We start from the raw sequence: 22893 nt of genomic DNA, 5'->3' as shown, positions 1-22893 counted from the left end.
CTTATTTCGCACACATTAGGGGAGGCAAAGCATGAACAGGAAACTACGCAATAGAAGCTTAGCCGTATCGCTTAGCCTGCTGCTCGCGGTTACGACCGCATGCGGCAACAATAACGACAACGGCAACAACGTGTCCGCATCGTCGGCAGCGCCGTCGGCGTCCGCGCCGGCTTCCGAATCGGCTCCGGCTTCGCAGGCAATCGATCCGAACGCCAAGTACGATCCGCCGATCGAGATTACGACCGTCCGCTACACGGACTCCTCGTTCAAGTACAAGGAAGGCGAATCTCTCGAGAACAACGCTTGGACGCGCGCTTACGAGAGCGAGCTCGGCATCAAGTTGAAGAACCTGTGGGTCGTCAACGGCGAAGGCAACCAGTATACGCAGAAGATGAACCTGACGATCACGTCCAACGAATTGCCGGACTTCTTCATGGTCGACGCGAAGCAGCTCCGCGAGCTTGCGGAGAACGATCAGCTCGAAGACCTGACCCAGATCGTGGCGGACTACGGTTCCCCGCTGACCAAGGAGATGATCGACCGCGGCGCGAACGCGAAGATCGCCGCCTCCTATGATGGCAAGCTCGTCGCGATTCCGCCGGCGGAAGATTACTTGGGCGGAGCGCCGCTGCTGTGGGTGCGCACCGATTGGCTCAAGAAGCTGAACCTGCCGGAGCCGAAGACGATGGACGACTTCCTGAAGATCGCGGACGCGTTCACGAACCAGGACCCGGACGGCAACGGGAAGAAGGATACTTACGGTTTGGCGGCTTCCAAGGACGTCATCGGCGGATACCCCGACCTGTCCGGCTTCATGAACGCTTACCATGCGTACATGAACATCTGGGTGAAGGACGCTGGCGGCAAGCTCGTGTTCGGCAGCATTCAACCGGAGATGAAGACCGCGCTCGCCAAGCTGCAAGAGCTGTATAAGGCCGGAGTCATCGACAAGGAATTCGGCGTCAAGGACGGCGGCAAGGCGGCCGAGCTGCAGACGGCCGGCGGCGTGGGCATGAGCTTCGGCGCGATGTGGAATCCGCTGTGGCCGCTGCAAGACAACGTAACCAAAGACCCGAACGCCGAGTGGGGCGCGTTCCCGATCCCTTCCGCGGACGGTACGCCGGCAAGCGCGCAATCGACCGCAGACTTCAACTCGTTCTGGGTCGTCAAGAAAGGCGCGGCTCATCCGGAAGCGATCGTGAAGCTGCTCAACTTCTACAACGAGAAGATCGTCAGCGAGAACGCAGAGCCCGCTATCTACCATAGCGCCGACGGCATCGAATTCTTTAAGTACGCGATGCTCGCGAACGGCTTCGGCACGCCTGCGGGATTGCTGACCGTGCACAAGAACGTCGTCGCTGCGCTGCAAGCGAACGACGGCGCCAAGCTGACGCCGGAAGAGAAAGCCTACTTCGACAAGATCACCTTGTTCAAGGGCGGAGACCGGACGAACTGGGGCACGAACAAAGTATTCGGCGAGGGCGGCTCTTGGGCGGTCATCGGCGCCAACTACGTCGACCAAGGCTTGCTCGTGAAGAACGAATTCCTCGGCGCTCCGACGCCGGGCATGACGGAGAAGAAGGCGATTCTCGACAAAATGGTGCTCGAGACGTTCACGAACATCATCATCGGCGCGCCGATCTCCGACTTCGACAAGTTCGTGTCCGACTGGAACAAGCTCGGCGGCGAGCAAATCACGCAAGAAGTGAACGAGTGGTACGCAAGCAAATAATCGGCGATCGCATCGTCATCGGAAGGCCGGGACATCGCTTCCGGCCTTTCGGCCTTTAAGAAAGGGGGATCCGGCATGTTCGGCTCCAAATTCAAGCGGCAGTTGCCGTTGCATCTGATGGTATTGCCGTCGTTCTTGCTCGTTCTCGTCTTCAGCTACGGCCCGATCGGGGGCCTCGTCATCGCGTTCCAGAAGTTTTCTCTCGTCAAAGGCATTTTCGGTTCCAAGTGGAACGGACTCGACAACTTCGAGTATATGTTCAACCTGCCTGACATCTGGCAAGTCGTCCGCAACACCGTGTTCATCGCGGTCATGAAGATTATCGCCGGACTGATCGTCCCGATCGTCGTCGCGCTGCTCCTGAACGAGCTTCGCAAGCAAGCGTTCAAGCGGTGGATCCAGACGATGATTTACTTGCCTCACTTCTTATCGTGGATCATTCTCGGCGGGGTGCTCATCGACATCCTGTCTCCGACGACGGGGATCGTTAACCAGTTCCTCGGAATGTTCGGAGTCGAGCCGATTTATTTTCTGGGCAGCGTGCATTGGTTCCCGGGCGTCATCGTCGCTTCCGACGTGTGGAAAGAATTCGGGTTCAGCACGATCGTCTACTTGGCCGCGTTGACCGGCATCAATCCTTCGTTGTACGAAGCCGCCGTCATCGACGGCGCGACCCGCTGGCGGCAGACGCTGCACATTACGCTGCCGGGCATCCTGCCGGTCGTCATTCTGCTGACGACGCTCAGCCTCGGCAACGTGCTGAACGCCGGCTTCGACCAAATCTTCAACCTGTACAGCCCGCAAGTGTACGAGAGCGGCGACATTATCGACACGTTCGTGTACCGTCTCGGCCTCGTGGATTCGCAGTATAGCCTGGCGACGGCGGTAGGGCTCATGAAGTCCGCCGTATCGGTCGTGCTGATCTCTACTTCGTACTACTTGGCGCATCGTTTCGCCAACTACAGAATTTTCTGATCGGAGCGGACATACGATGAAATCAACTTCAATGACCGGGCGAATATTCAGCTTCGGCAATGCCGCGTTCCTGTCTCTGCTGGCGCTTCTCTGTCTGCTCCCCCTCGTCAACGTGCTGGCCGTGTCGCTCAGTTCCAGCACGGCGGCCAACGCCGGCATGGTCAAGCTGTGGCCGGTCGACTTCACGTTCAAATCCTATGAATTCGTGCTGGAGAGCCCTCAATTTCTGCGTGCGCTGCTCGTCAGCGTGGAACGGGTCGCGATCGGCCTCGCGGTGAACATGCTGCTGACGATCACGCTCGCGTATCCGCTGTCGAGGGAGCCGGCGTCGTTCAAGGGAAGGCTGTTTTACGTCTGGTTTTTCGTCCTGACGATGCTCGTCAGCGGCGGCCTCATCCCTTGGTACATCATCATTCAGAAGCTGCACTTGCTCAACACGATGGGGGCGCTCATCTTGCCCGGCGCGGTGAACGTGTTCAACGTCGTTCTGCTGCTCAACTTCTATCGCGGATTGCCGAAGGAGCTCGAGGAGGCGGCATTCGTCGACGGGGCCGGGTATTGGAAAATCTTATGGCGAATTTACGTCCCTCTCTCGATGCCGGCGATCGCGACGCTCATCCTGTTCACGATGGTCGGGCATTGGAACTCGTGGTTCGACGGGCTCATTCTCATGAACAATCCCGAGAATTACCCGCTGCAAAGCTATCTGCAGACGGTCGTCATCAGCCACGACCTGAGCTTGCTGACGCTCGGCGACGCGGAGACGCTCGCCTCGGTATCGGACCGCACGCTGAAGGCTTCGCAGGTGTTCCTCGCGGCATTGCCGATCGTGTGCACGTACCCGTTCCTTCAACGGTTTTTCATCAAGGGCGTCGTCATGGGCAGCGTGAAGGAATAAGGATCGGAAGGAGAATGGCGAGCGATGAACGAAATAGGATGGAATCATCTCGCGCACGCGCGAACGCCCTTCAAACGGGACGTTCCCGCGCTGCAAGGCTCGGGGGAGGCGGGAAGCTACGACGCGTGGGCGGTCGACTGCCCGTTCGTCTTCCGGCATAACGGCAAGTTCTATATGATGCACGTCGGCTTCGACGGCTTAGGCTACCGGACGGCGCTCGCGACGAGCGACGACCTGCTCGAATGGCGACCCGAGGGCGTGATCTTGGACCGGGGCGAGGATCGCTCGCGCTGGGACCATGTCGGAGCGGCGGGTTCGTGGATCGTTCTCGAATCGAACGACCTATACGAGACGCCGCGCTTGAAGAAAATCGACGGCAAATACTGGATGGTCTATCATTCCTATCCCGAATTCGGCTATGAGACCGGCGGCGCGAAGATGGGGCTGGCTTGGTGCGAGGACGAGGATCTGATGACCTGGTATCGGCTGGACGATCCGATCCTCACGTACGAGAACGGCGGAGATTGGGAGCGGGCCGGGCTATACAAGTGCTGCGTCATCGAGGCGGAAGGCCGGTATTGGATGTTCTACAACGCCAAGGACCGTCCCGAATGGCCTTGGACGGAGGAAACGGGTCTTGCCGTATCCGACGATCTGGTCCATTGGACGAGGCATGCGGACAATCCCGTCCTCCCTACGGAAGCGGGAACGTTCTACAGTCAATACCTTAGCGATCCGTGCATCCGGTTCGATCGCGAGGCGGGCGCGTGGCTGAACTTCGGCTTCGGCTTCGACGGAGAGCGCGCGCAAGGCGCGTTGGCCGTCTCCCGCGACCTTCTCGCGTGGGAAGTGTTGTCCGAGCCGTCCGTTCCGCACGGGGGCGCGGGCGAGCTGGACGAGCGGCACGCGCATAAGTCATCTGTCCTCTATTGGAACGGCACGCTCTATCACTATTATTGCGCTTGCAGACCCGGCAGGCCGGGAGACCGGACGAACATTCCGGACGACGCGGGCGCGGGCGAGTTCCGCTGCATCGCGCTGGCGACGAGCAAGCGCTTGAACAAGGAGTGAAGGCATGAAGAATCGGGATTACGTCGACTACGTGAATCCTTATATCGGATCGATCGGGCAGTTGCTGACGGCGACGACGCCGAACGTCGCGCTGCCGCACGGCATGGCGCAGGTTGCGCCGGTGACGACGCCGGGCATCATGGACCGATACTTGGCCGACCGGATTCACGGCTTCCAGGTCGGATGCGTATCGCTCATGGCGACGTGCGAACGCGCGGACACGGCTCAAGACGCTTGCGCGTCCGGCTACGATCACGACTTCGAATCGGCATCGCCGCACCATTATTCGGTGCTGCTCGAGGACGCGGATATATGGGCGGAATACACGGTGACGGAGAAGTGCGCGTACTTCCGTTTCTCGTTCCCGGAACGTCCGAACGCGAGAGTCCTGCTGCGCATGCCGCAGGGGGCCGCGATCGAGGCGATCGACGATCGGACGCTGAGCGGGAATGCGCTGCAGGCGGGCGTGCCGCATTACGTCCATCTGACGTTCTCGCGGCCGTTCGAATCTTGCGCCGCGTGGACGAACGAGACCGATGCGGGGGTTGCGGCCGCGTTTAAGCCGGCTTACGAATCGCCTGTCGAGGTTCGAGTCGGCCTCTCGTACGTGAGCGCGGAGCAGGCGCGCCGCAACTTGCATAGCGAGATCGGCGACGACGGCTTCGAACAAATTCGAGACAAGGCGCGTACCGTATGGAACGAGGCGCTCGGTCGCATCGGGACGGACGGCGGCAGCGAAGAACAGCGCTCCGTTTTCTACACCGCGCTGTACCGCTCGCTGTTGCCGATGATCGACATTACCGAAGACGGACGATATTATAGCGGCTTCAACGGACAAGTCAACGAAGCCGGGGCGCACGCCTACCTCACGATGGATAATCTGTGGGACAGCTACCGTTGTCTGCATCCTCTGCAATTGCTCTTGGAACCGTCGATGCAGTCGGACATGATCATGTCCTATGTCCGCATGTTCGAGCAGCACGGTTGGCTGCCTCAATTCCCGGCGCTGCACGGCGACCGGCCGTATATGACCGGCAATCACGCCGCCGCGTTCGTCTTGGACACGTACGCGAAGGGAGAACGGAACTTCGACTTGGAACGGGCGTACGCCGCGGTCCGGCACAACGCGCTGAACGCGACGATGCTTCCGTGGACGGACAACCAGCCCCTTACCGAGCTCGACCGCGTATACGCGGAGCAAGGGTTCTTCCCCGCGCTCAAGAAGGGCGAGACCGAATGGGTGCCAGAGGTCGACGGCTACGAGAGAAGGCAGGCGGTGTCGGTTACGCTCGAGCACGCGTACGACGACTGGTGCGTCGCCCAATTGGCGATAGCGCTCGGCTACGAGGACGATTACGCGTTGTTCATGAAGCGGGCTTCCAACTACAAGAACGTATACGATTCGCGGATCGGATTCATGGCGCCGAAGTCGGCGGACGGCGAATGGGTGGAAGGCTTCGATCCGAAGCGGGGCGGGGGCCAAGGCGGCAGGGACTACTTCGCGGAGTGCAATTCGTGGATCTATACGTTCCATGTGCAGCACGACATCGAGGGATTGATCGGTTTGATGGGCGGGACCGGGGCGTTGGCGGCCAAGCTCGACGCGTTGTTCGTCGAGCAGTACGGCGGCTCGAAGTACGAATTCCTCAACCAATTCCCCGACGCGACGGGCTTGATCGGCCAGTATTGCCAAGGCAACGAGCCGGCGTTCCATATTCCGTACTTGTACAACTATGCGGGCCAGCCGTGGAAGACGCAGCGCAAAGTCCGGGAAATCATGAAGTTATGGTTCGGAGCCGGCCCGCTCGGCATCTGCGGCGACGAAGACGCCGGCGCGTTGTCGTCCTGGTACGCATGGTCGGCGATCGGGTTGTACCCGACGTGCCCGGGCAAGCCGCGGTACGATATCGGCAGTCCGATTTTCGAGGAGACGCGCTTGCGCGGGCAGGATGGGCGAACGTTCACGATTCGAGCGATCGGCGTTTCGGACAAGAACAAGTACATCCAGTCCGCCGAGCTGAACGGAGCGCCGCACGATCGGCCATGGCTCGCGCACGAGGACGTCGCGCGAGGCGGAACTCTCATTCTGCGGATGGGCGACCGTCCGAACAAAAGTTGGGGGACGGCGGACTAATACGTCGGCTGCTCCCATGGCGACGCTACATGGAATCCCGGTATTCCTGCGGCGTCGCGTTCATCTCCCGTTTGAAAAACCTTCCGAAGGACGTCGCCGAGTCGAACCCGACTTTCATGGCGATGTCCTGTATTTTTAACTTCGAGAACTTCAGAAGGTCGCAGCACTTGGCAAGGCGCAGCTCCGCGATATATTCCGATATGCCTTGTCCGGTCTGTTGCTTGAACAGTCTCGACAGATAGGTCGGGTTCAAGAATACGGTCTCCGCCAGCCGGACGAGCGACAAGTCCTCGTTCAGATGGCCCTCGATGAACCCCTTCAGCTTGAGCACGAGCAGATGCGCGCCGGCTTCGCTCTCTTGGTTGCGCGTTTCCAGCAGCCTGACGATGATGCCTCTCAGGAACGCGATAGCCTCTTCCCACGAAGCATGCGCGTCCAACGAAGCGAGCTTGCCGAGCGCGCCGGCGTCGTGCGATTGTTCCGGCGTCGGATGATGGTTGATCGCGGCGAGCAGCATGTAGGCGACGCCGTTGTACATTTCGTACAGGAACGGATGCCTGACGGTCAGCTTGCGCGACAGCTCGGCGAGCTCGTCGTAGTCGCCCAGCACGCGCTGCTCGAGCGCCATCTCCGACGACAGCAGCCGCTTGAGCAAGCTTTGGGCTTTAATGACCGTCTCGCTTTGCGCGGGGCCTTGCGCGAAATTCCGGCTTACGTCGTCGGTAAGCAGCATCTCCTCGCGTTGGCCGAAGCCGTAGAACAAGATTTGCTTCAGCTCTGCGTATTTCATCGGCAGCTCGTTCCATTCGACGGGCCTAGAGCTTACCGCGAACGAGACGGGCAGGCGCAAGTATCGTTTGCACGCCGCTTGGATCGATTCCAGCTGGCCATGGACGAAGCGGACCCATCGTTCGTTCGCGGGATCCCAGCGGTCTCCGGGTTGCGGCCGGACGAACGTCGCCAACGTGGCATAATCGAGCATCACGCCGAACGCGTCGCATCCGGCCCATAGCTCGCCGGCGATATTCTGGATCGCGTAGTACATCAGCGCTTTGTCCGCGTCGGAATGCGAAGGCTCCCAGCGGTCTACACGGGTAATGACGACGAGCGCCGGCTCGTCCTCGACCAGCGGCATCCGCAATTCGTCGAACCGCTCTTGCTTGGCGGGAGAGAGGCCGTGAACGAGCTGAACGACGTAGTCCTTCTGCAACGGTGCCAGCGACTGCCGGAGCTTCGTTTTGGCTTGATCGAGCAACTCGTTCATCGCGCTGGACTTCGACAGCTCGTCGATCGCCTTCCCGATCGCCTCGACAATCGCTTCGTCGCCGTCCATCTTTAAGACATAGTCAACGCCGCCTTGGCGTAGGGCGGTCTGTATATACTGGAAGTCGTCGTAACCCGACAAGAAGACGACCTTGCAGCCCGGCCATTGCTCGGCTATTCGGGCTTGGAGCTCCAAGCCGTTCATCCCGGGCATCCGGATATCGAGCAAGGCGATATCGATCTTCATCATGCCGAGCAGCCGAAGCGCTTCTTCGGCGGAATGGACGCCGTAGACGTCCAGCTCGAATGGCGCTTCCTCTGATAAGAGCTGTTGCAGCCCGCGGACGATAATCGGTTCGTTATCGACGATCAGTAGACGGTGCATTTGTCGCGTCCTCCTTGTACGGAATCGTAATGGTCATTCGAAGTCCGCCCAGCGGGCTGCGCTCGGCGGCAAGCCCGGCGCCTTCCCCGAAGTGGAGCCGGATGCGCAGATCTACGTTGCGCAGCCCTTCGCTGTCCGTCTTGTAATCCGGATCGCTTAGCAGCGCGACGATATGGGCCAGCTTCGCTTCGTCGGTCGAGGCGCCGTTGTCGTCGACCGAGATCGAGGCGCGATCGCCGAGATTCGCGAAGGAGACTTCGACCTTGCCTTGATCGATGCTGTCTTCCAGCCCGTGCTGGTAGGCGTTCTCGATGAGCGGCTGCAGCAGCAGCTTCGGAACGGACAACTGTCCGACCCGTTCGGGCACTTCCCCGAACGCGACCTTGACGTGATCGTCGAACCGGATTCCCTGGATGGCCGCGTAGGCGCGGCAGAACTTGATCTCCTGCTCGAGCGGCACGAAGTCCGCGTTCTTCGTCACGTACTTGAAGTATTCGCCCAGATGCTTCGAGAAGGCGATCACCTTGTCGTTCTCTTGCAGCTTCGCGAGTCGGTACAGGTTGAAGAAGCTGTTGTACAGGAAATGCGGGTTGATCTGCGACTGCAGCTGCTTCAGCTCCGCGACCTTGATCTCGTACTGATGGACGTACGCTTCGTTGATCAGCTCCTGCAGCCTCGACACGGTACGGTTGTATTGCAAATACAAGTAGTTGAATTCATCCCGCGACCGGTAGTTCAGCTGGAAGGACAGATTGCCCTTCTCCAGTCCCCTGAACGCGCGGACCAGTCTCTTCAGCGGCGTATGAATCGTCTTGTACATCCGGTAGGAGAAGAGCAGAATCAAGATCGGCGCGGCGATGGAGATCGCCCACAGCCATACGGCGTACTGCTTCAGCGGCCCGATGAAGCTGGCTTCGTCGACGAAGATGGCGAGCGTAAGGCCGAGCTTCGCCGACTTCTCGTAGAAGCCGTAATACGTGTCGCCTCCGCCCTGCACGATTTCGTAACCGCTCGTTCGGCCTGAGGAGATCTGTTCCCGGATCAGGTCCTGGACGGGACGGTCCCCGGACGGGATGCGCCCGCCGATCTCGTTCCAGCCGAAATCCTGATTGAGCAGCATCGCGCCGCCGTTGCCGTCGATCAGGAAGCCGGACAGCGATTCCCGGATCGCCTTGCCCGATATTTCGAGCGCGATCGTGAACCCTTTGCCGACCGGCGTCGTGTTCGGATACGGCAGGCTCATCCACAACCTGTCGCGGTACGTAATGAACGGCGATTCGTAAGGGTTAACCATCGTATTCAGCGCCGCGGCTTCGTCCGGAATCAACGTGTTGAACGAAGTGGCGGATATTTTGCGATTCAGCTCCGGGAAGTTCACGAAGGCGTCCTGCACGTACGGACTCATGTTTTTCAGAATGAGCAGCTTCTTCTGGACGTTCTTGACCGCCTTCGTATATTGCTCGCTGGACATGATGATGGAAGAGTAGGCGAGATTGTTGACGTCGTCGTCCAGCGTATATTGTTGTTGCAGCGTCACGAGCGGACCGAAGTCGTCCTCGAGCGCGTTCATGTAATAGTTGACCTTCGCCTGCATCGAGCTCGTAATCTCGTTGCGCACGAGCCTCTCGCTGCGGATGTTCATGAGCAAGCTGATCGTCACGAGCGGGATGACGATGACCAGGAAGGTCAGGACGAGCTTGGGGAATAAGGTCAATCGTCGCAGGAAGCCCACCGTTCGTCCGTCTCCTTCGTCGTAGCGTACTCCTAAGTATAACGCGGGGAACGCTTACATGGGGCGGCGTTCTTGCAATTAGTAGAGAAAAGTCGACAACAAGTAGAGAACGGATGATCTTCGGCGAAAATAACGGTAATATAGAGGCATAAATCGGTACCGCAGGTTAACGAGAGGAAGAGGAACATCATGGTCAGATTCGGCATTATCGGAACGAACTGGATTACGGAGCGATGGATCGAGGCGGCGCGGGAGAGCGATCGGTTCGCGCTGACCGCCGTCTATTCGCGGACGGAGGAGAAGGCGCGGGCGTTCGCTGACAAGCACGGCATCGCGCACGTCTATACGGATTTGGCGGCGTTCGCCGACAGCGAGGCGTTCGACGTCGTCTATATCGCGACGCCGAATTCGGTCCATGCGGAGCACGGCATCGCGTGCATGAACGGGGGCAAGCATGTCCTGTGCGAGAAGCCCGTCGCGTCGAACGAAGCGGAGCTGCTGCGGATGATCGAAGCGGCCGAGCGCAACGGAGTCGCGTTCATGGAGGCGCTGCTGACGACGCATCTGCCGAATTTCCAAGCGATCGCGGACAACTTGCCGAAGCTGGGGAAGATCCGGCGCTACTTCGCGAGCTATTGCCAGTACTCCTCGCGTTACGATGCGTACAAGGAAGGCACCGTCCTGAACGCGTTCAAGCCGGAGTTGTCGAACGGGGCGCTCATGGATCTGGGCATCTATTGCCTCTATCCGCTCGTGACGTTGTTCGGCGAGCCGAAGCGGGTTCAGGCCGACGCGTACATGCTGGAATCCGGGGTCGACGGCCAAGGCAGCCTGCAGCTTAACTATGGCGACTTCAATGCCTCGATCATATATTCGAAAATATCGTCCTCGTACGCGCCCGCAGAAATTCAAGGGGAGAACGCGACGATGGTTATCGACAAGATCAATACGCCGGAGCACGTGGAAATCCGCTACCGGGAAGGAACCGTCGAGACGCTGACGAGACAGCAGCCGAAGAAGCACATGTATTACGAGACCGAGCATTTCATCGATCTCGTGTTGCGCGGACAAGCCCAGTCGGAGACGAATACGTGGGCGAATTCGCTAGGGGCCATGCGCATCATGGACGAGGCGCGGAAGCAAATCGGGCTCGTCTACCCGGCGGACCTTACGGGCGCATGAGCGGGGGACGCATCGATCCGGGACGCGTCGTCGTCGGACTCGCCGGTTGGGGCGACCATAACGAGCTGTATCCGCCCGGGACGGCGTCCAAGGACCGGCTCGCGCAGTACGCCGAGTTTTTCCCCGTCGTAGAAGTAGACAGCTCGTTCTACGCGATCCAACCGCCGGAACGGTCCGCGCGCTGGTGCTCTGACACGCCGGCGTCGTTCCGGTTCGTCGTGAAGGCGTACCAAGGGATGACGGGACATCAGCGGGGGGGCGCGAGCAAGTCTCCTTACGAGAGCGTGGAAGCGATGTACGCGGCGTTCCTCGAATCGGTGCGACCGATGAGGGAGGCGGGCAAGCTGACGGCCGTTCTGTTCCAGTACCCGCCGTGGTTCGACTGCACGAAGGACAACGTTCGCGTTCTTCGCGAGACGAAGGCGAGGATGGGAGACGTGCCTTGCGCGCTCGAGTTCCGTCACCAGAGCTGGTTCGCTCCAGAATACCGGGACAAGACGATCGGCTTCATGAAAGACCAGGGCTGGATTCATAGCGTCTGCGACGAGCCGCAAGCCGGCGTCGGTTCGGTGCCGACCGTGCTCGCCGCGACGACGGAAGACGTGACGATCGTACGCATGCACGGCCGCAACGTCGCGGGTTGGAACCAGAGCGGGTCGCCGAATTGGCGGGAAATCCGCTATTTGTATCAATATAACGCCGAAGAGCTGACGGAATGGTTGAGCGGCATCGCGTTGCTGCTGAGGGATACGAAGCAAGTGTGCATGCTGTTCAACAACAATTCCGGCGGGCACGCGGCGGGCAACGCCAAGCAGTTCATGCGGATGCTCGGCCAAGAGACGCGCGAAATTCCGCGGCAGCTCGACTTGTTCCACACGGAAGAAGACTAATTGAAGAGGATTCGTTTTTCATTGAAGGAGATCGCAACGCCACATGTCCGTAACAACCAGATTAAAAAGCTTCAACTTCCTGTTCTTCTCCCTATTCGCGCTGTTCATCTCGTTCTTGCCGGTATACGCCGACGGAATCGGCATATCCGGCACGCATATCGGTATCGTCCTGAGCATGGGCAGCCTGATCAGCATCGTGTCGCAGCCGCTCTGGGGGATGATCAGCGATCGCGCCCGCACCATTCGCAAAGTGCTGCTCTTCCTGCTCGCTTGCTCGATCGCGGCCGGCGCGTTCATGTACAGCTCGACCGAGCTATGGACCTTGGCGCTATTCGTGGCGCTCATGAACGTCTTCTACCTGCCCACGGATCCGCTCGTCGAGAGCCTCAACTTCCAGACGACCCAGCGGGAGAACGTCAGCTACGGCTCGGTGCGCATGTTCGGCGCGCTCGGGTACGCGGTTACCTCGTTGCTCGCCGGCTACGGGCTGCAGCAGTGGGGGATGGGCAGCGTCGCATGGATATACGCGGGCATCGGCGTAGCGGCTTTTCTCGTCGCATTTACGATCGCCGACGTGCAGGCTTCGCCGAAACCGGCGCTGTTCAAGCATCTGAAGCGGTTCTTCATGCAATCGCATACGCTTGTTTTCTTCCTTATCGTGCTCGTCGTTGCCATTCCGCACAAGATGAACGATACGTTCATCGGCCTCTACATGGAACGGCTGGGCGGCAGCGTGCAGTTAACGGGCCTATCCTGGTTCGTCATGACGATAACCGAGACCGTGTTCTTCGCCGTTAGCGCGAAGCTGATCAAGCCCGGCAAGGAGCGCATGTTCATGACGTTGGCCGCGGGCTTGTACGCGGTGCGGTTCCTGCTGAGCGCCTTCGCTGATCAACCGTACGAGCTTGTCGCCGTTCAGGTACTGCAAGGGGTAACCTTCGTTCTGTTCTATGTCGGCGCAATGCAATATTTGTATTCGATCGTCCCTGACGAGTGGAAGTCGACCGGACAGACCATGCTTACCGTGCTGTTCTTCGGAGTATCGGGCATCGTCGGTTCTTCGATCGGAGGATGGGTGATCGAGGAATGGGGCGGCAGGACGTTGTACGAAGGAATGGCCGCGATCTCGGCGATCGGATTTCTGCTGAGCTGCGTGCTGCTTCGAAACCCTCGTTCCGCCGCTGCATAATATAAACTACTCAAAATAAGGAACCGGTTCGCGATCGAAAGGTCGTGGGCCGTTTTTTTTTTTGCGAGGGAGGCAGCAGTGAATATCACTCTCCGACTCTCCTTATGGCCACTATCCCATCGGGTCAGTCGTACTTAGCTTGATCTCGAGCTCTGTCGTGAGTATTGCCGATGATCGTCCCTATCCGTCTCTCCTTATCGTCACTATACCATCAGGTCAGTGGACATAGTCACAGTAGCATACCTAGTCGCAATTTATTTGAAAGCGAGCTAATAATTTTCAAGAGTTACCGGGAATAAATAGATAGGTTAACCGGCTCTTCGGGAAGTTCGCCGAACAAGTTTTGGGTATAGAGCGACGAGAGTTTGGGTGCGAGGCGTTTTGTCGGGTTTGTTGATGAGATTGGCGTAAGTGAGCACCGGGGTTGTCGCGCAGCGTTCAAGAAGCGATATAAAGTTCGATTTACGATTGTTAGCGAGATTATATAGGAAACAATATTGATCCAGATACGCTTGCAAATGCTTAGCTCCAATACCGCAGAAAACGGAGTCAATCCACCAAGAAGCTTGGCGGCCAAGCGCCAACAGCTGCCGATTGCGTTGGAAACTATATTTTTTAATTACGGCTGTTATCGTAGCGCGACTTGCATCCACATGCTCCTGAATGAACGTCTCGCGACCGCTGGGGGTAACCATGTCTTCCCAAAGATCATCGGTTGCAACTTGCTTGATTTTCAGATAAGAGATCGTGCCGTTCGGGTCGACGGAAGCCCCGACAAGAAGAGGGTGTTCTTGCGGATGGCGATAAGCCGTCGGGTTGTAGGGGGTCCCGTATTGCGCGCAGTTGATGTGAACGTTGCCGGTTAATCGCACGTCGGCGTCGGACTGCGTAATGGCATCGCGGATTTTGTGACAGATGAGCCATGCGGTTTTGTATGTCGTGCCGATTATCGTCATCAGACGGAGGGCGCTGATCCCTTCGTTGCGCGTATGGAGGTACATGGCCTTAAACCATTGGACGAGCGGGGTGCGACTCTTTTCCATGATGGTGCCTACGGTAATCGACGCTTGATGGTGGCATGAACCGCATTCGAATAGGGGGAGACGGCGCCGGTTAACGATCGTATAACGTGAGTACGAACAACGGGGGCAGCGGAATCCGCGCGGCCATTTGGCTTGGAATAACGCTCGAGCGCACGTCTCTTCATCTTGATAATGCGCCGTGAATTGCTCTAGGCTTGGAAAATCCTCGAATGCTCCGAAGTCATAATCAGGTGATGCCGCGTTCATGATAATGGTGATCCCCATACGACCATCTCCGAACATATGTTTGGTTAATTTGATTGTAGCACACATATGTTCGTATTTGTTGTTGGTTAAAAAAATTATCTCTGACCTAACGGAATAGTGACGATAAGCGCGGAGAGAACAGGATAAACCCATCCGCCTGACCCGATGGGATAGTGACAATATGGCGACAAAGGACAGGCACAACGCTCCTCCTGACCCGACGGGATAGTGACGATAAGAGAGTCGAGGGGGTATCGTCGCAATGACGAATCGCCCGCCTTCGCATACAATAGTAGGTACATCATGTGTCGAAAGGACGGCGTTGGCGATGGCGAACACTCACGTATACACGAGGCGGGAGGAAGCCGTGAACGCGATCACGCACGGCTTGGGGACGGCGCTCAGCATCGCGGGGTTAACGCTGCTGATCGTGTTCGCCTCCTTAAAAGGGACGGCGTGGCACGTCGTAAGCTTCACCGTGTACGGCATTACGATGCTGCTCTTATATACGGCTTCCACGCTGGTGCATGCTTTTCCGGAGGGCAAGGCGAAGGACGTGTTCGAGACGCTCGACCACTCCTGCATCTATCTCTTCATCGCGGGAACGTACACGCCGTTACTGCTCGTGACGTTACGAAGTCCGCTCGGCTGGACGTTGTTCGGAATCGTGTGGGGGCTAGCCGTCGCCGGCGTCGTTTTCAAAGCGTTTTTCACTAAAAAATTTCTCGTTCTGTCGACGCTCTTCTACGTATTCATGGGTTGGATCATCCTATTCGCTTGGCATCCGCTGCAAGCGCTATTGCAGCCGGGGGGCATCCGATTGCTCGTCATCGGCGGCGTCCTCTATACGGTAGGCTCGGTGTTCTATATATGGCGGGGGTTCCCGCACCATCATGCCGTATGGCATCTATTCGTGCTCGCGGGTTCGGTCGTGCACTTCTTCGCCATTCTCTTGTACGTGCTATAGAAGGACCTAACGGAGGATTCGTTGTCGAACGAAAAAGGATTTAGGAGACGAGCGGGGAATACACCCTAGACGGAATTATTATAACGCGCAGGGTGGGGCGACAGACGTGGATCAATCGCAATCTCGTACGAGCTGGAGCATGATATTCGCTTACGCGGCGCTCGTCGCCGCGACGCAAGCGCTGTGGGTGACGTATACGCCGATCACGACGACCGCGGCGGCCCATTGGGGCGTATCCGAGGAAGCGGTCGGTTGGCTGGCGCAAGTATTTCCGCTTCTCTATGTCGTGCTGGCGCTGCCGTTCGGATATTGGGCGGACCGGCGGTTTCGCGGCTCGCTCGCGGTCGGGGCCGGCTTAACCGCGGCGGGAGCGCTGATCCGGCTTGTTCCGGGCTACGAGTACGCGCTCGCGGGACAGATCGTCATCTCCGTCGCGCAACCGCTCGTCGTGAACGGAATCAACAAGATCGTATCGCTCTACGTGGCGCCCGCCAAGCGGCCGGCGGCGATCGCGATCGGGTCGTCCAGCTTGTTCATCGGCATCCTGCTGTCGACCGTAAGCGTCCCGTTCTTCATGGACGGACAAGGCATGCAGGCGGTTAACGGATCGCAAGCGATCTTCGCCGCGGCAGCTTCGCTTGCGTTCCTGGCCGCGCTTCGCATCCGGCCGTTGCATGCCGCGGAGGGAGCGACGGCGCAGGTCTCGATGAAGGCGCTCTGGTCGCAGCGTTGGGTAAGGCATCTGAGCTTGCTGCTGTTCGTCGGATTCGGGCTGTTCATCGCGCTGACGACGTGGCTCGAAGTGTTGTCGGACGCGCTGGGCATGAGCGAGGAGCAGGTCGGCATCGGGCTCGGCTTGATGACCGTCGCGGGGATCGTCGGCGCGGGCGTCGTGCCGAGCTGGGCGGCGGCCGGCAAGCGCAGCCGCTACATGCTGTGCGCGTCGCTCGGGATGAGCGTCGTCACGCTCGCCGCGCTGTGGATCGGCGCGAACGTCTGGGTGTTCGTCGCGATGCTCGGGGCGACCGGGTTCCTCTTGCTCGCGGACTTGCCGATCATTCTCGTGACGGCGGAATCGAAGGCGTCGCCGGAGACGGCGGGGACGGTGGCGGGGATGCTTCTGCTGTTCGGCAACTTGGGAGGCGTCGTGCTCTCGTTAGGCGTACAAGCGCTGCTGGATTATCGCGGCTTGGCGATCGGCATGCTGATCGTCGTCGCTCTGGCGATGCTGCCGCTCGCGATGCGCTATCCGGCGGGCGAGAAGGGGATCGGCCAAGGGCGCAGCGGACAGGCGAACGAATTCGTGCAATAAATCGGTAAACAAAAAATCAGCGCCGTCGCGGCTGCCCTTATGGCGGCATTGCGTTCGGCGCTGATCTGCTTTCGTATTGCGCACGACTTGCGTGCACGGCTTGCGGTGCCATTGTCCTCGTTTCAGTTCCGGACTCGGCCGTCCTTCCCTCTCGTCCTTGCGTCTAGCCTTCTTGCTAGTAGACATTCCCATTATGATGCACCTCCGAATTTGATCCCATCATATCGCATGGGTTCGGTACCGCGCAATACGGCGATCGTCCGAAAAGTCTTTACAGCCGCTTAGGTTAGCTCGATAATTCAATAGAGAGAGTTAGATTCCTATCGACGAGCTAGCTGGAGGGAGAATTGGACTTGCCTACTTCGCATCCATCCGCCGTATCGCTTTCGGACATCGTAAGCCGCCATCAGACTTCGTTCCGGGAAGGCGCGACGAGACCGGTCGCGTTCCGCGTCGAACAACTGCGCAAGCTGCGCGCGGCGATCGTCCGCTACGAGCCGCGATTGCTGGCGGCGCTGAAGCAAGATTTGAATAAATCCGAGCGGGAAGCATACGCGACCGAGATCGGCATCGCGCTGACGGAGATCCGCGTCGCGCTGCGCGGCGTTCGCCGGTGGGCGAAGCCGAAGCGTGCGAAGACGCCGATGACGCACTTCGGCGCTTCCAGCCGCATCGTGCCCGAACCGTACGGCACGACGCTCATCGTCTCCCCTTGGAACTATCCGTTCCAGTTGACGATCGTGCCGCTCGTCTCCGCGATCGCCGCGGGCAACACCGCCGTGCTGAAGCCGTCCGAGCTGACGCCGACCGTGTCCGGGCTGCTGGCGGAGTTGATCGGAGAGACGTTCCCGTCGGACTACGTGACGGTCGTGGAGGGCGACGCGCAGACGAGCGCCGAGCTTCTCCGCCAGCCATTCGACCATATTTTCTTCACCGGCAGCCCGGGGGTCGGCAAGATCGTCATGGAAGCGGCGGCGAAGCAGCTCGTTCCGGTGACGCTGGAGCTCGGGGGCAAGAGCCCCTGCATCGTCCACCGGGACGCGGACATCGCTCTCGCGGCAAGGCGCATCGCGTTCGGCAAGTTCACGAACGCGGGCCAGACGTGCGTCGCTCCCGACTACGCGCTCGTTCATCGGGACGTGAAGGAAGCGTTCGTCGCCAAGTTGGCAGAAGCGATCAAGAGCTTCTATGGCAACGATCCGATGGCGAACCCGGAATACGGCCGCATCGTGAACGCCCGCCATTGGAGCAGGCTCAAGGGCTATCTCGCCGACGGGCGCGCCCTGTTCGGCGGCGGGGTCGACGAAGCGAGCTTGAAGATCGCGCCGACGCTGCTCGACCAAGTACGGCTAGACTCGCCGATCATGAGGGAAGAGATCTTCGGTCCGCTCCTTCCGGTGTTGGAGTACGGGGACGCGGACGAGATCGAGGCGGTCATCGAAGCGAATCCGAAGCCGCTCGCCCTATACGTATTCACGGGCAGCGACGCGTTCGCGCGCAGGCTGATCGAACGGATCAGGTTCGGCGACGGTTGCGTCAACGATACGATCATGCATTTCGGAACGCCTTACATGCCGATCGGCGGCGTCGGAGGCAGCGGTATCGGCAGCTATCACGGCGAATACGGCTTCCGGGCTTTTTCCCATTACAAGAGCATTCTGAAGATGACGAACTGGTTCGATCCGCCGTTCCGCTACCCCGATTCGAAGTGGGGCATGTCCGTTATCCGCAAGCTGCTTCGCTAACGCAAGACGACGGAAGCCAGACGACACGACGAGAGGACGATCCCTATTCCTACGCCAGATTACGCCACGTACAAGACGATATTCGCAGGTCTTCCGATGCCTTTCGCCTTCGTCGATCTCGACCTGCTCGACAGGAACGTCAGGGACATCGCGAAGGCCGCGGGGGGCAAGAAGATTCGCATCGCCAGCAAATCGATCCGAAGCGTCGACGTTTTGCGCCGCGTTTTACGATCCGACGACGTCTTCCAGGGCGTCATGTGCTACACCGCGGGTGAAGCGGCTTTTCTGGCGCGGCAGGGCTTCCAAGACTTGCTGCTCGGCTATCCGACATGGGACCCGCAAGGCATTATGCCTTTAATAGAGTTAATTGGAGAAGGCCGTACGATTACGTTCATGGTCGATTCTATCGCTCATGTCGAACAGTTGGAGCGACTGGCGCGTGAGCGCGGCGTGCGCGTTCCGCTCTGCCTCGACGTCGATATGTCCGCGAGCTATCCGGGCTTGCGATTCGGGGTATGGCGTTCGCCGTTGAACGGCTGGACTACCGCGCGCCCCGTCGTCGAACGGATCATGGAATCGTCATGGGTATGGTTGGACGGCATCATGGGATACGAGGCGCAGATCGCCGGAGTCGGAGACCGCGTGCCGGGGCAGGGGATGAAGAACGCCGTCGTGCGCTACTTGAAACGACGATCGGTGAGGGACGTCGCCGAGCGGCGGGCGGGAGTGGTCGCGGGCATTCGCGAGCTCGGCATGCCGCCGCTTCGCTTCGTGAACGCGGGGGGCACCGGGAGCTTGGCGACTTCGCGCGAAGAGCGCGTCGTCACGGAGATGACGGCGGGTTCCGGCTTCTATTCGCCGTTATTGTTCGATAACTACGGCTCGTTCAGGTACTTGCCGGCAGCCGGCTATGCGGTCGAGATCGTGCGCAAGCCGCGCGCGGACATCGTCACGTGCATGGGCGGCGGGTATACCGCTTCCGGAGCGGCGGACGGCACGAAGCTGCCGCGGCCGTATATGCCGGCCGGGCTATCGCTGTTCCCGCTCGAAGGCGCGGGAGAAGTGCAGACGCCGCTGGCGGTCGGCAAAGGTACGCCGGCGGCTTCGCTAGGTCTGGACGTCGGAGACCCGGTGTTCTTCCGTCACGCCAAAGCGGGAGAGCTGTGCGAACGGTTCGACAGGCTGTACGCGATAGAAGGCGGCGCCATCGTGGACGAATACCCGACGTACAGAGGCATGGGGGAGAACTTCTTATGATCGCTAGCGGACGCAAATGGCGCAATTGGTCCGGCATCGTGCAAACGACGCCCCGAGAAGTCTATTACCCCGGGACGATCGAGGAGATCGCCGACCTCGTGTCGCGGTGCAGGAAGGAAGGACGCAAGCTTCGGGTCGTCGGATCGGGGCATTCGTTCACGGCGATCGCCGCTTCGGACGACGTGCTCTTGTCGCTGGATCGCATGCAAGGCATCGCGAGCGTCGACGCCGCGGCCGGAGCCGTGACCGTATGGGCGGGCACGAAGTTGAAGTTGCTCGGGGAGCTGCTGCACGCGGAAGGGTTCGCGCAAGAGAACTTGGGCGATATCGACGTCCAGTCGATCGCCGGGGCGATCAGTACCGGGACGCACGGCACCGGCATCGCCTTCGGAACGCTGGCCACCCAAGTGGTCGGCTTGACGGTCGTCGCGGGCACCGGCGACGTCATAAGCTGTACGGAAGCTTCGCATCCGGAGCTGTTCAAGGCGCTCCAGGTGTCGATCGGTTCGCTCGGCGTCATCGCTCAAGTGACGCTTCGGCTACGTCCGTCGTATCGGCTGCGTTACGAAAGCTCGCGGGTCCCGCTTACGGAGTGCTTGGACCGGCTTCCGGAGCTGAAGGCGGCGCACCGCAACTTCGAATTCTACTGGTTCCCCTACGCGGAGCCGTGCCAGCTGAAAATGATGAACGAAACCGATGAACCGGTCACGTCCCGCAAGGTGCGGGATTACGTCAGCGACGTGCTGCTGGAGAACGCCGTGTTCGGCGCGTTGTCCGGCCTCGCGCGGCGCGTGCCTCCGCTAAGCGCGACGGTCAGCCGGCTGTGCGCGTCGGCGGTACCGACGTCGAGGAAGGTAGAGGCGAGCCATCGCGTGTACGCGACGACCAGGCTCGTGAAGTTCAACGAGATGGAATATAATATCCCTGCGGATGCGATGGCGGACGTCATTCGGGAGATGCGGGAGACGATGGCCAGGGAGAAGCACCGCGTGCATTTTCCTATCGAATGCCGGTACGTTCAGGCGGACGATATATGGCTCAGCCCGGCGTACGGAAGGGATTCGGCATACATCGCGGTGCACATGTACCGCGGCATGCCGCACGAGCGTTACTTCGCGGACATGGAGAAGATCTTCCTGCGTTACGGGGGAAGGCCGCATTGGGGCAAGCTGCATACGCTGGAAGCCGATCGGTTAAGCGCGGCTTACCCGATGTGGGAGAAGTTCGGACGGGTTCGGGACGAGATGGATCCGGACGGGATATTATTAAACGGTTATTTGCGTCGCGTTTTCGGGCGATAATCGATTTACGATAGAGGAGGAAGTGATCGCTTTTGCCGCATTTGTTAATAAGGGGCGTCGATCCCGACCGTCTCGCGACGGTCAGCGAGGCGCTGGTCGCGGAGCTCGCGGATATTAGCGCGTGCCCGCCGGACTATATCGTTCTGGAATGCCTGCATACGACGGCGGTATTCGGAGGAGGGCGCGTCGCGTCCTACCCGTTCGTCGAGGTGAACTGGTTCGATCGGGGAGCGGAAGCGAGAGATCGCGCGGCCGCCTGTATCGACCGTCACGTGCGCTCGCTCGGCATCGAGGAGATGGAGGTCGCGTTCCGCTTGTACGCGCCGGAAGCGTATTACGCGAACGGGAAGCGCCTGGGCGAGCCGACGCCGGAAGAAGCCGGAGCAGCGGCGCTCGCGGAAGAGAACGCGAGGCTTAAGGATGAGTTGGGCAAGGCGCGCAAGGCGCTTCAGAACGCCGTGCTCGGCGGCGCTTCGGCGTCCTCGATGTCCAGCAAGCTGCGGGACGCGCTTCGCGAATGACGGTCGAACGGCTGCGGATGCGTCCGGACGGGACGTTCAAGATCGTGCAGTTCACCGACCTTCATTGGAATAACGGCGAAGAAGCGGATATGCGGACTCGCGCATTGATGGAGCGGGTCGTCGCGGCCGAGCGGCCGGATCTGATCGTGTTCACCGGCGACGTCATCGAGAGCCGCAGGTGCCGCGATCCGGAACGTTCTTTCAAGGACGCGGTATCCGTCGCGGCCGACAGCGGCGTTCCGTGGGCGGCGCTGTTCGGCAACCACGACAGCGAGGGCAACGTCACCCGCGAGCAGCTCATGCGGGCGCAGCTGTCGCTGCCGGGAGCGGTCGCGGAATTCGGCCCTCCTGAGCTGGAAGGCGTCGGCAACTTCGCGTTGCCGGTATGGGACTCGGCCGGAGTGAGATTGGCCGCGGCGCTCTATTGCTTCGATAGCGGTAGCTACTCGGACCTTGCGGAAGCGCCGGGCTACGGCTGGATTGGCGAACGCCAGTTGGCTTGGTTCCGCCGGGAAGCGGCGGCGCTGCGTACGGCGGGCGGCGGCGTACCGGTTCCCTCGCTCGCGTTCATGCACATTCCGTTACCGGAATACAGGGAGGTATGGAACTCTCGTTATTGTTACGGTCGCCGGCACGAGAAGGTCAATTGCGCGCCGATCAACTCGGGCTTGTTCGCGGCGATGATGGAGTCGGGCGCGGTGCGGGGCGTCTTCTGCGGGCACGATCACATCAACGACTATGTCGGCGAGCTGTACGGCATCCGCCTCTGCTACGGCCGGGCGACCGGTTACGCGACGTACGGCAGATGGCTGTATTCCCGCGGCGCCCGCGTCATTCGGCTGCGCCAAGGCAAGCCGTTCGACACCTGGCTCAGGCTTGCTACCGGCCGCGTCATTACGCAGCCGCGCAAGCACCGGCCGACATGCTTCTCGAGAGCTTAGACGGGCCGTCTCTTCGGAGACGGCTCTTTTTGCGCGCTCGGAAGCACGACCGACCGCCGTCGATACATTCCCCCGCCGCATTAACCCATGGACAAGATGTTACACTTTG

At 59.9% G+C, this 22893-nt stretch carries 18 protein-coding genes; 15 read left to right on the top strand and 3 right to left on the bottom strand.

The window, feature by feature from the left end; translation table 11 throughout:
• Positions 1-31: 31 nt before the first annotated feature.
• The 5 genes from ACFQZG_RS21300 (at position 32) to ACFQZG_RS21280 (ending at position 6810) form a co-directional block, all read left to right on the top strand.
• Positions 32-1732: an extracellular solute-binding protein gene (locus tag ACFQZG_RS21300; RefSeq protein WP_378156187.1), complete on the top strand. Its 1701-nt coding sequence runs from the start codon at positions 32-34 to the stop codon at positions 1730-1732.
• A gap of 75 nt (positions 1733-1807) precedes the next feature.
• Positions 1808-2707, top strand: coding sequence for an ABC transporter permease (locus tag ACFQZG_RS21295; protein ID WP_378156185.1), 900 nt, complete (start codon positions 1808-1810; stop codon positions 2705-2707).
• A gap of 16 nt (positions 2708-2723) precedes the next feature.
• Positions 2724-3605, top strand: a complete 882-nt coding sequence (locus ACFQZG_RS21290) for a carbohydrate ABC transporter permease (RefSeq protein WP_378156183.1) — start codon at positions 2724-2726, stop codon at positions 3603-3605.
• Positions 3606-3629: 24 nt separating this feature from the next.
• The gene (locus ACFQZG_RS21285) at positions 3630-4676 is read left to right on the top strand and encodes a hypothetical protein (RefSeq protein ID WP_378156181.1); all 1047 of its coding nucleotides are present in this window, start codon (positions 3630-3632) and stop codon (positions 4674-4676) included.
• 4 nt (positions 4677-4680) lie between these two features.
• The gene (locus ACFQZG_RS21280; protein ID WP_378156179.1) at positions 4681-6810 is read left to right on the top strand and encodes a GH92 family glycosyl hydrolase; all 2130 of its coding nucleotides are present in this window, start codon (positions 4681-4683) and stop codon (positions 6808-6810) included.
• A 25-nt stretch (positions 6811-6835) separates the two neighbouring features.
• On the opposite strand, the gene ACFQZG_RS21275 is transcribed toward ACFQZG_RS21280, so the two are convergent.
• Positions 6836-8458, bottom strand: coding sequence for a response regulator (locus ACFQZG_RS21275; RefSeq protein WP_378156177.1), 1623 nt, complete (start codon positions 8456-8458; stop codon positions 6836-6838).
• Positions 8433-10190 (bottom strand): sensor histidine kinase, encoded by a 1758-nt coding sequence (locus tag ACFQZG_RS21270; RefSeq protein WP_378156175.1) that lies wholly within the window; start codon positions 10188-10190, stop codon positions 8433-8435. The genes ACFQZG_RS21275 and ACFQZG_RS21270 overlap by 26 nt, the downstream gene beginning before the upstream one ends.
• A gap of 189 nt (positions 10191-10379) precedes the next feature.
• On the opposite strand from ACFQZG_RS21270, the gene ACFQZG_RS21265 reads away from it, so the two are divergent.
• The 3 genes from ACFQZG_RS21265 to ACFQZG_RS21255 are packed head-to-tail and all read left to right on the top strand — an operon-like array spanning position 10380 to position 13451.
• Positions 10380-11372, top strand: a complete 993-nt coding sequence (locus ACFQZG_RS21265; RefSeq protein ID WP_378156174.1) for a Gfo/Idh/MocA family protein — start codon at positions 10380-10382, stop codon at positions 11370-11372.
• Positions 11369-12262 (top strand): DUF72 domain-containing protein, encoded by an 894-nt coding sequence (locus ACFQZG_RS21260; protein ID WP_378156173.1) that lies wholly within the window; start codon positions 11369-11371, stop codon positions 12260-12262. The genes ACFQZG_RS21265 and ACFQZG_RS21260 overlap by 4 nt, the downstream gene beginning before the upstream one ends.
• A gap of 43 nt (positions 12263-12305) precedes the next feature.
• Positions 12306-13451, top strand: a complete 1146-nt coding sequence (locus tag ACFQZG_RS21255; protein ID WP_378156172.1) for an MFS transporter — start codon at positions 12306-12308, stop codon at positions 13449-13451.
• A gap of 308 nt (positions 13452-13759) precedes the next feature.
• On the opposite strand, the gene ACFQZG_RS21250 is transcribed toward ACFQZG_RS21255, so the two are convergent.
• A complete protein-coding gene (locus ACFQZG_RS21250) occupies positions 13760-14758 on the bottom strand; it encodes a transposase (RefSeq protein ID WP_378156171.1) in 999 nt (332 codons plus the stop codon).
• Positions 14759-15068: 310 nt separating this feature from the next.
• Here ACFQZG_RS21250 and trhA point away from each other — a divergent pair, with 310 nt between their 5' ends.
• From trhA to ACFQZG_RS21215, 7 genes are all read left to right on the top strand, one after another.
• Positions 15069-15707, top strand: coding sequence for a PAQR family membrane homeostasis protein TrhA (trhA, locus tag ACFQZG_RS21245; protein WP_378156170.1), 639 nt, complete (start codon positions 15069-15071; stop codon positions 15705-15707).
• A 106-nt stretch (positions 15708-15813) separates the two neighbouring features.
• Positions 15814-17019, top strand: coding sequence for an MFS transporter (locus ACFQZG_RS21240; protein ID WP_378156169.1), 1206 nt, complete (start codon positions 15814-15816; stop codon positions 17017-17019).
• Between the two features lie 353 nt (positions 17020-17372).
• Positions 17373-18764 (top strand): aldehyde dehydrogenase, encoded by a 1392-nt coding sequence (locus ACFQZG_RS21235; protein ID WP_378156168.1) that lies wholly within the window; start codon positions 17373-17375, stop codon positions 18762-18764.
• A 96-nt stretch (positions 18765-18860) separates the two neighbouring features.
• The gene (locus ACFQZG_RS21230) at positions 18861-20021 is read left to right on the top strand and encodes an amino acid deaminase/aldolase (protein ID WP_378156166.1); all 1161 of its coding nucleotides are present in this window, start codon (positions 18861-18863) and stop codon (positions 20019-20021) included.
• Entirely contained in the window at positions 20018-21322 is a 1305-nt protein-coding gene (locus tag ACFQZG_RS21225) for a D-arabinono-1,4-lactone oxidase (protein ID WP_378156164.1), read from the top strand. Before ACFQZG_RS21230 ends, ACFQZG_RS21225 begins: the two co-directional genes overlap by 4 nt.
• Before the next feature lie 32 nt (positions 21323-21354).
• On the top strand, positions 21355-21843 hold the full coding sequence (locus ACFQZG_RS21220; RefSeq protein WP_378156162.1) for a DUF1904 family protein: 489 nt from the start codon (positions 21355-21357) through the stop codon (positions 21841-21843).
• On the top strand, positions 21840-22784 hold the full coding sequence (locus ACFQZG_RS21215) for a metallophosphoesterase family protein (RefSeq protein WP_378156160.1): 945 nt from the start codon (positions 21840-21842) through the stop codon (positions 22782-22784). Before ACFQZG_RS21220 ends, ACFQZG_RS21215 begins: the two co-directional genes overlap by 4 nt.
• The last annotated feature ends 109 nt before the right edge of the window (positions 22785-22893 follow it).

It is taken from the genome of Cohnella sp. GCM10027633, assembly GCF_042675445.1.
GTDB lineage: Bacteria > Bacillota > Bacilli > Paenibacillales > Paenibacillaceae > Cohnella.
The sequence above is the reverse complement of the archived record's forward strand: the minus strand, read 5'-3'. Positions and strand labels throughout refer to the sequence as shown.

Coding starts and splice junctions, on each gene's coding strand:
- ACFQZG_RS21300 (WP_378156187.1), top strand. CDS start 32: ATGAACAGGAAACTACGCAATAGAAGCTTAGCCGTATCGCTTAGCCTG.
- ACFQZG_RS21295 (WP_378156185.1), top strand. CDS start 1,808: ATGTTCGGCTCCAAATTCAAGCGGCAGTTGCCGTTGCATCTGATGGTA.
- ACFQZG_RS21290 (WP_378156183.1), top strand. CDS start 2,724: ATGAAATCAACTTCAATGACCGGGCGAATATTCAGCTTCGGCAATGCC.
- ACFQZG_RS21285 (WP_378156181.1), top strand. CDS start 3,630: ATGAACGAAATAGGATGGAATCATCTCGCGCACGCGCGAACGCCCTTC.
- ACFQZG_RS21280 (WP_378156179.1), top strand. CDS start 4,681: ATGAAGAATCGGGATTACGTCGACTACGTGAATCCTTATATCGGATCG.
- ACFQZG_RS21275 (WP_378156177.1), bottom strand. CDS start 8,458: ATGCACCGTCTACTGATCGTCGATAACGAACCGATTATCGTCCGCGGG.
- ACFQZG_RS21265 (WP_378156174.1), top strand. CDS start 10,380: ATGGTCAGATTCGGCATTATCGGAACGAACTGGATTACGGAGCGATGG.
- ACFQZG_RS21260 (WP_378156173.1), top strand. CDS start 11,369: ATGAGCGGGGGACGCATCGATCCGGGACGCGTCGTCGTCGGACTCGCC.
- ACFQZG_RS21255 (WP_378156172.1), top strand. CDS start 12,306: ATGTCCGTAACAACCAGATTAAAAAGCTTCAACTTCCTGTTCTTCTCC.
- ACFQZG_RS21250 (WP_378156171.1), bottom strand. CDS start 14,758: ATGGGGATCACCATTATCATGAACGCGGCATCACCTGATTATGACTTC.
- trhA (WP_378156170.1), top strand. CDS start 15,069: ATGGCGAACACTCACGTATACACGAGGCGGGAGGAAGCCGTGAACGCG.
- ACFQZG_RS21230 (WP_378156166.1), top strand. CDS start 18,861: ATGCCTTTCGCCTTCGTCGATCTCGACCTGCTCGACAGGAACGTCAGG.
- ACFQZG_RS21225 (WP_378156164.1), top strand. CDS start 20,018: ATGATCGCTAGCGGACGCAAATGGCGCAATTGGTCCGGCATCGTGCAA.
- ACFQZG_RS21215 (WP_378156160.1), top strand. CDS start 21,840: ATGACGGTCGAACGGCTGCGGATGCGTCCGGACGGGACGTTCAAGATC.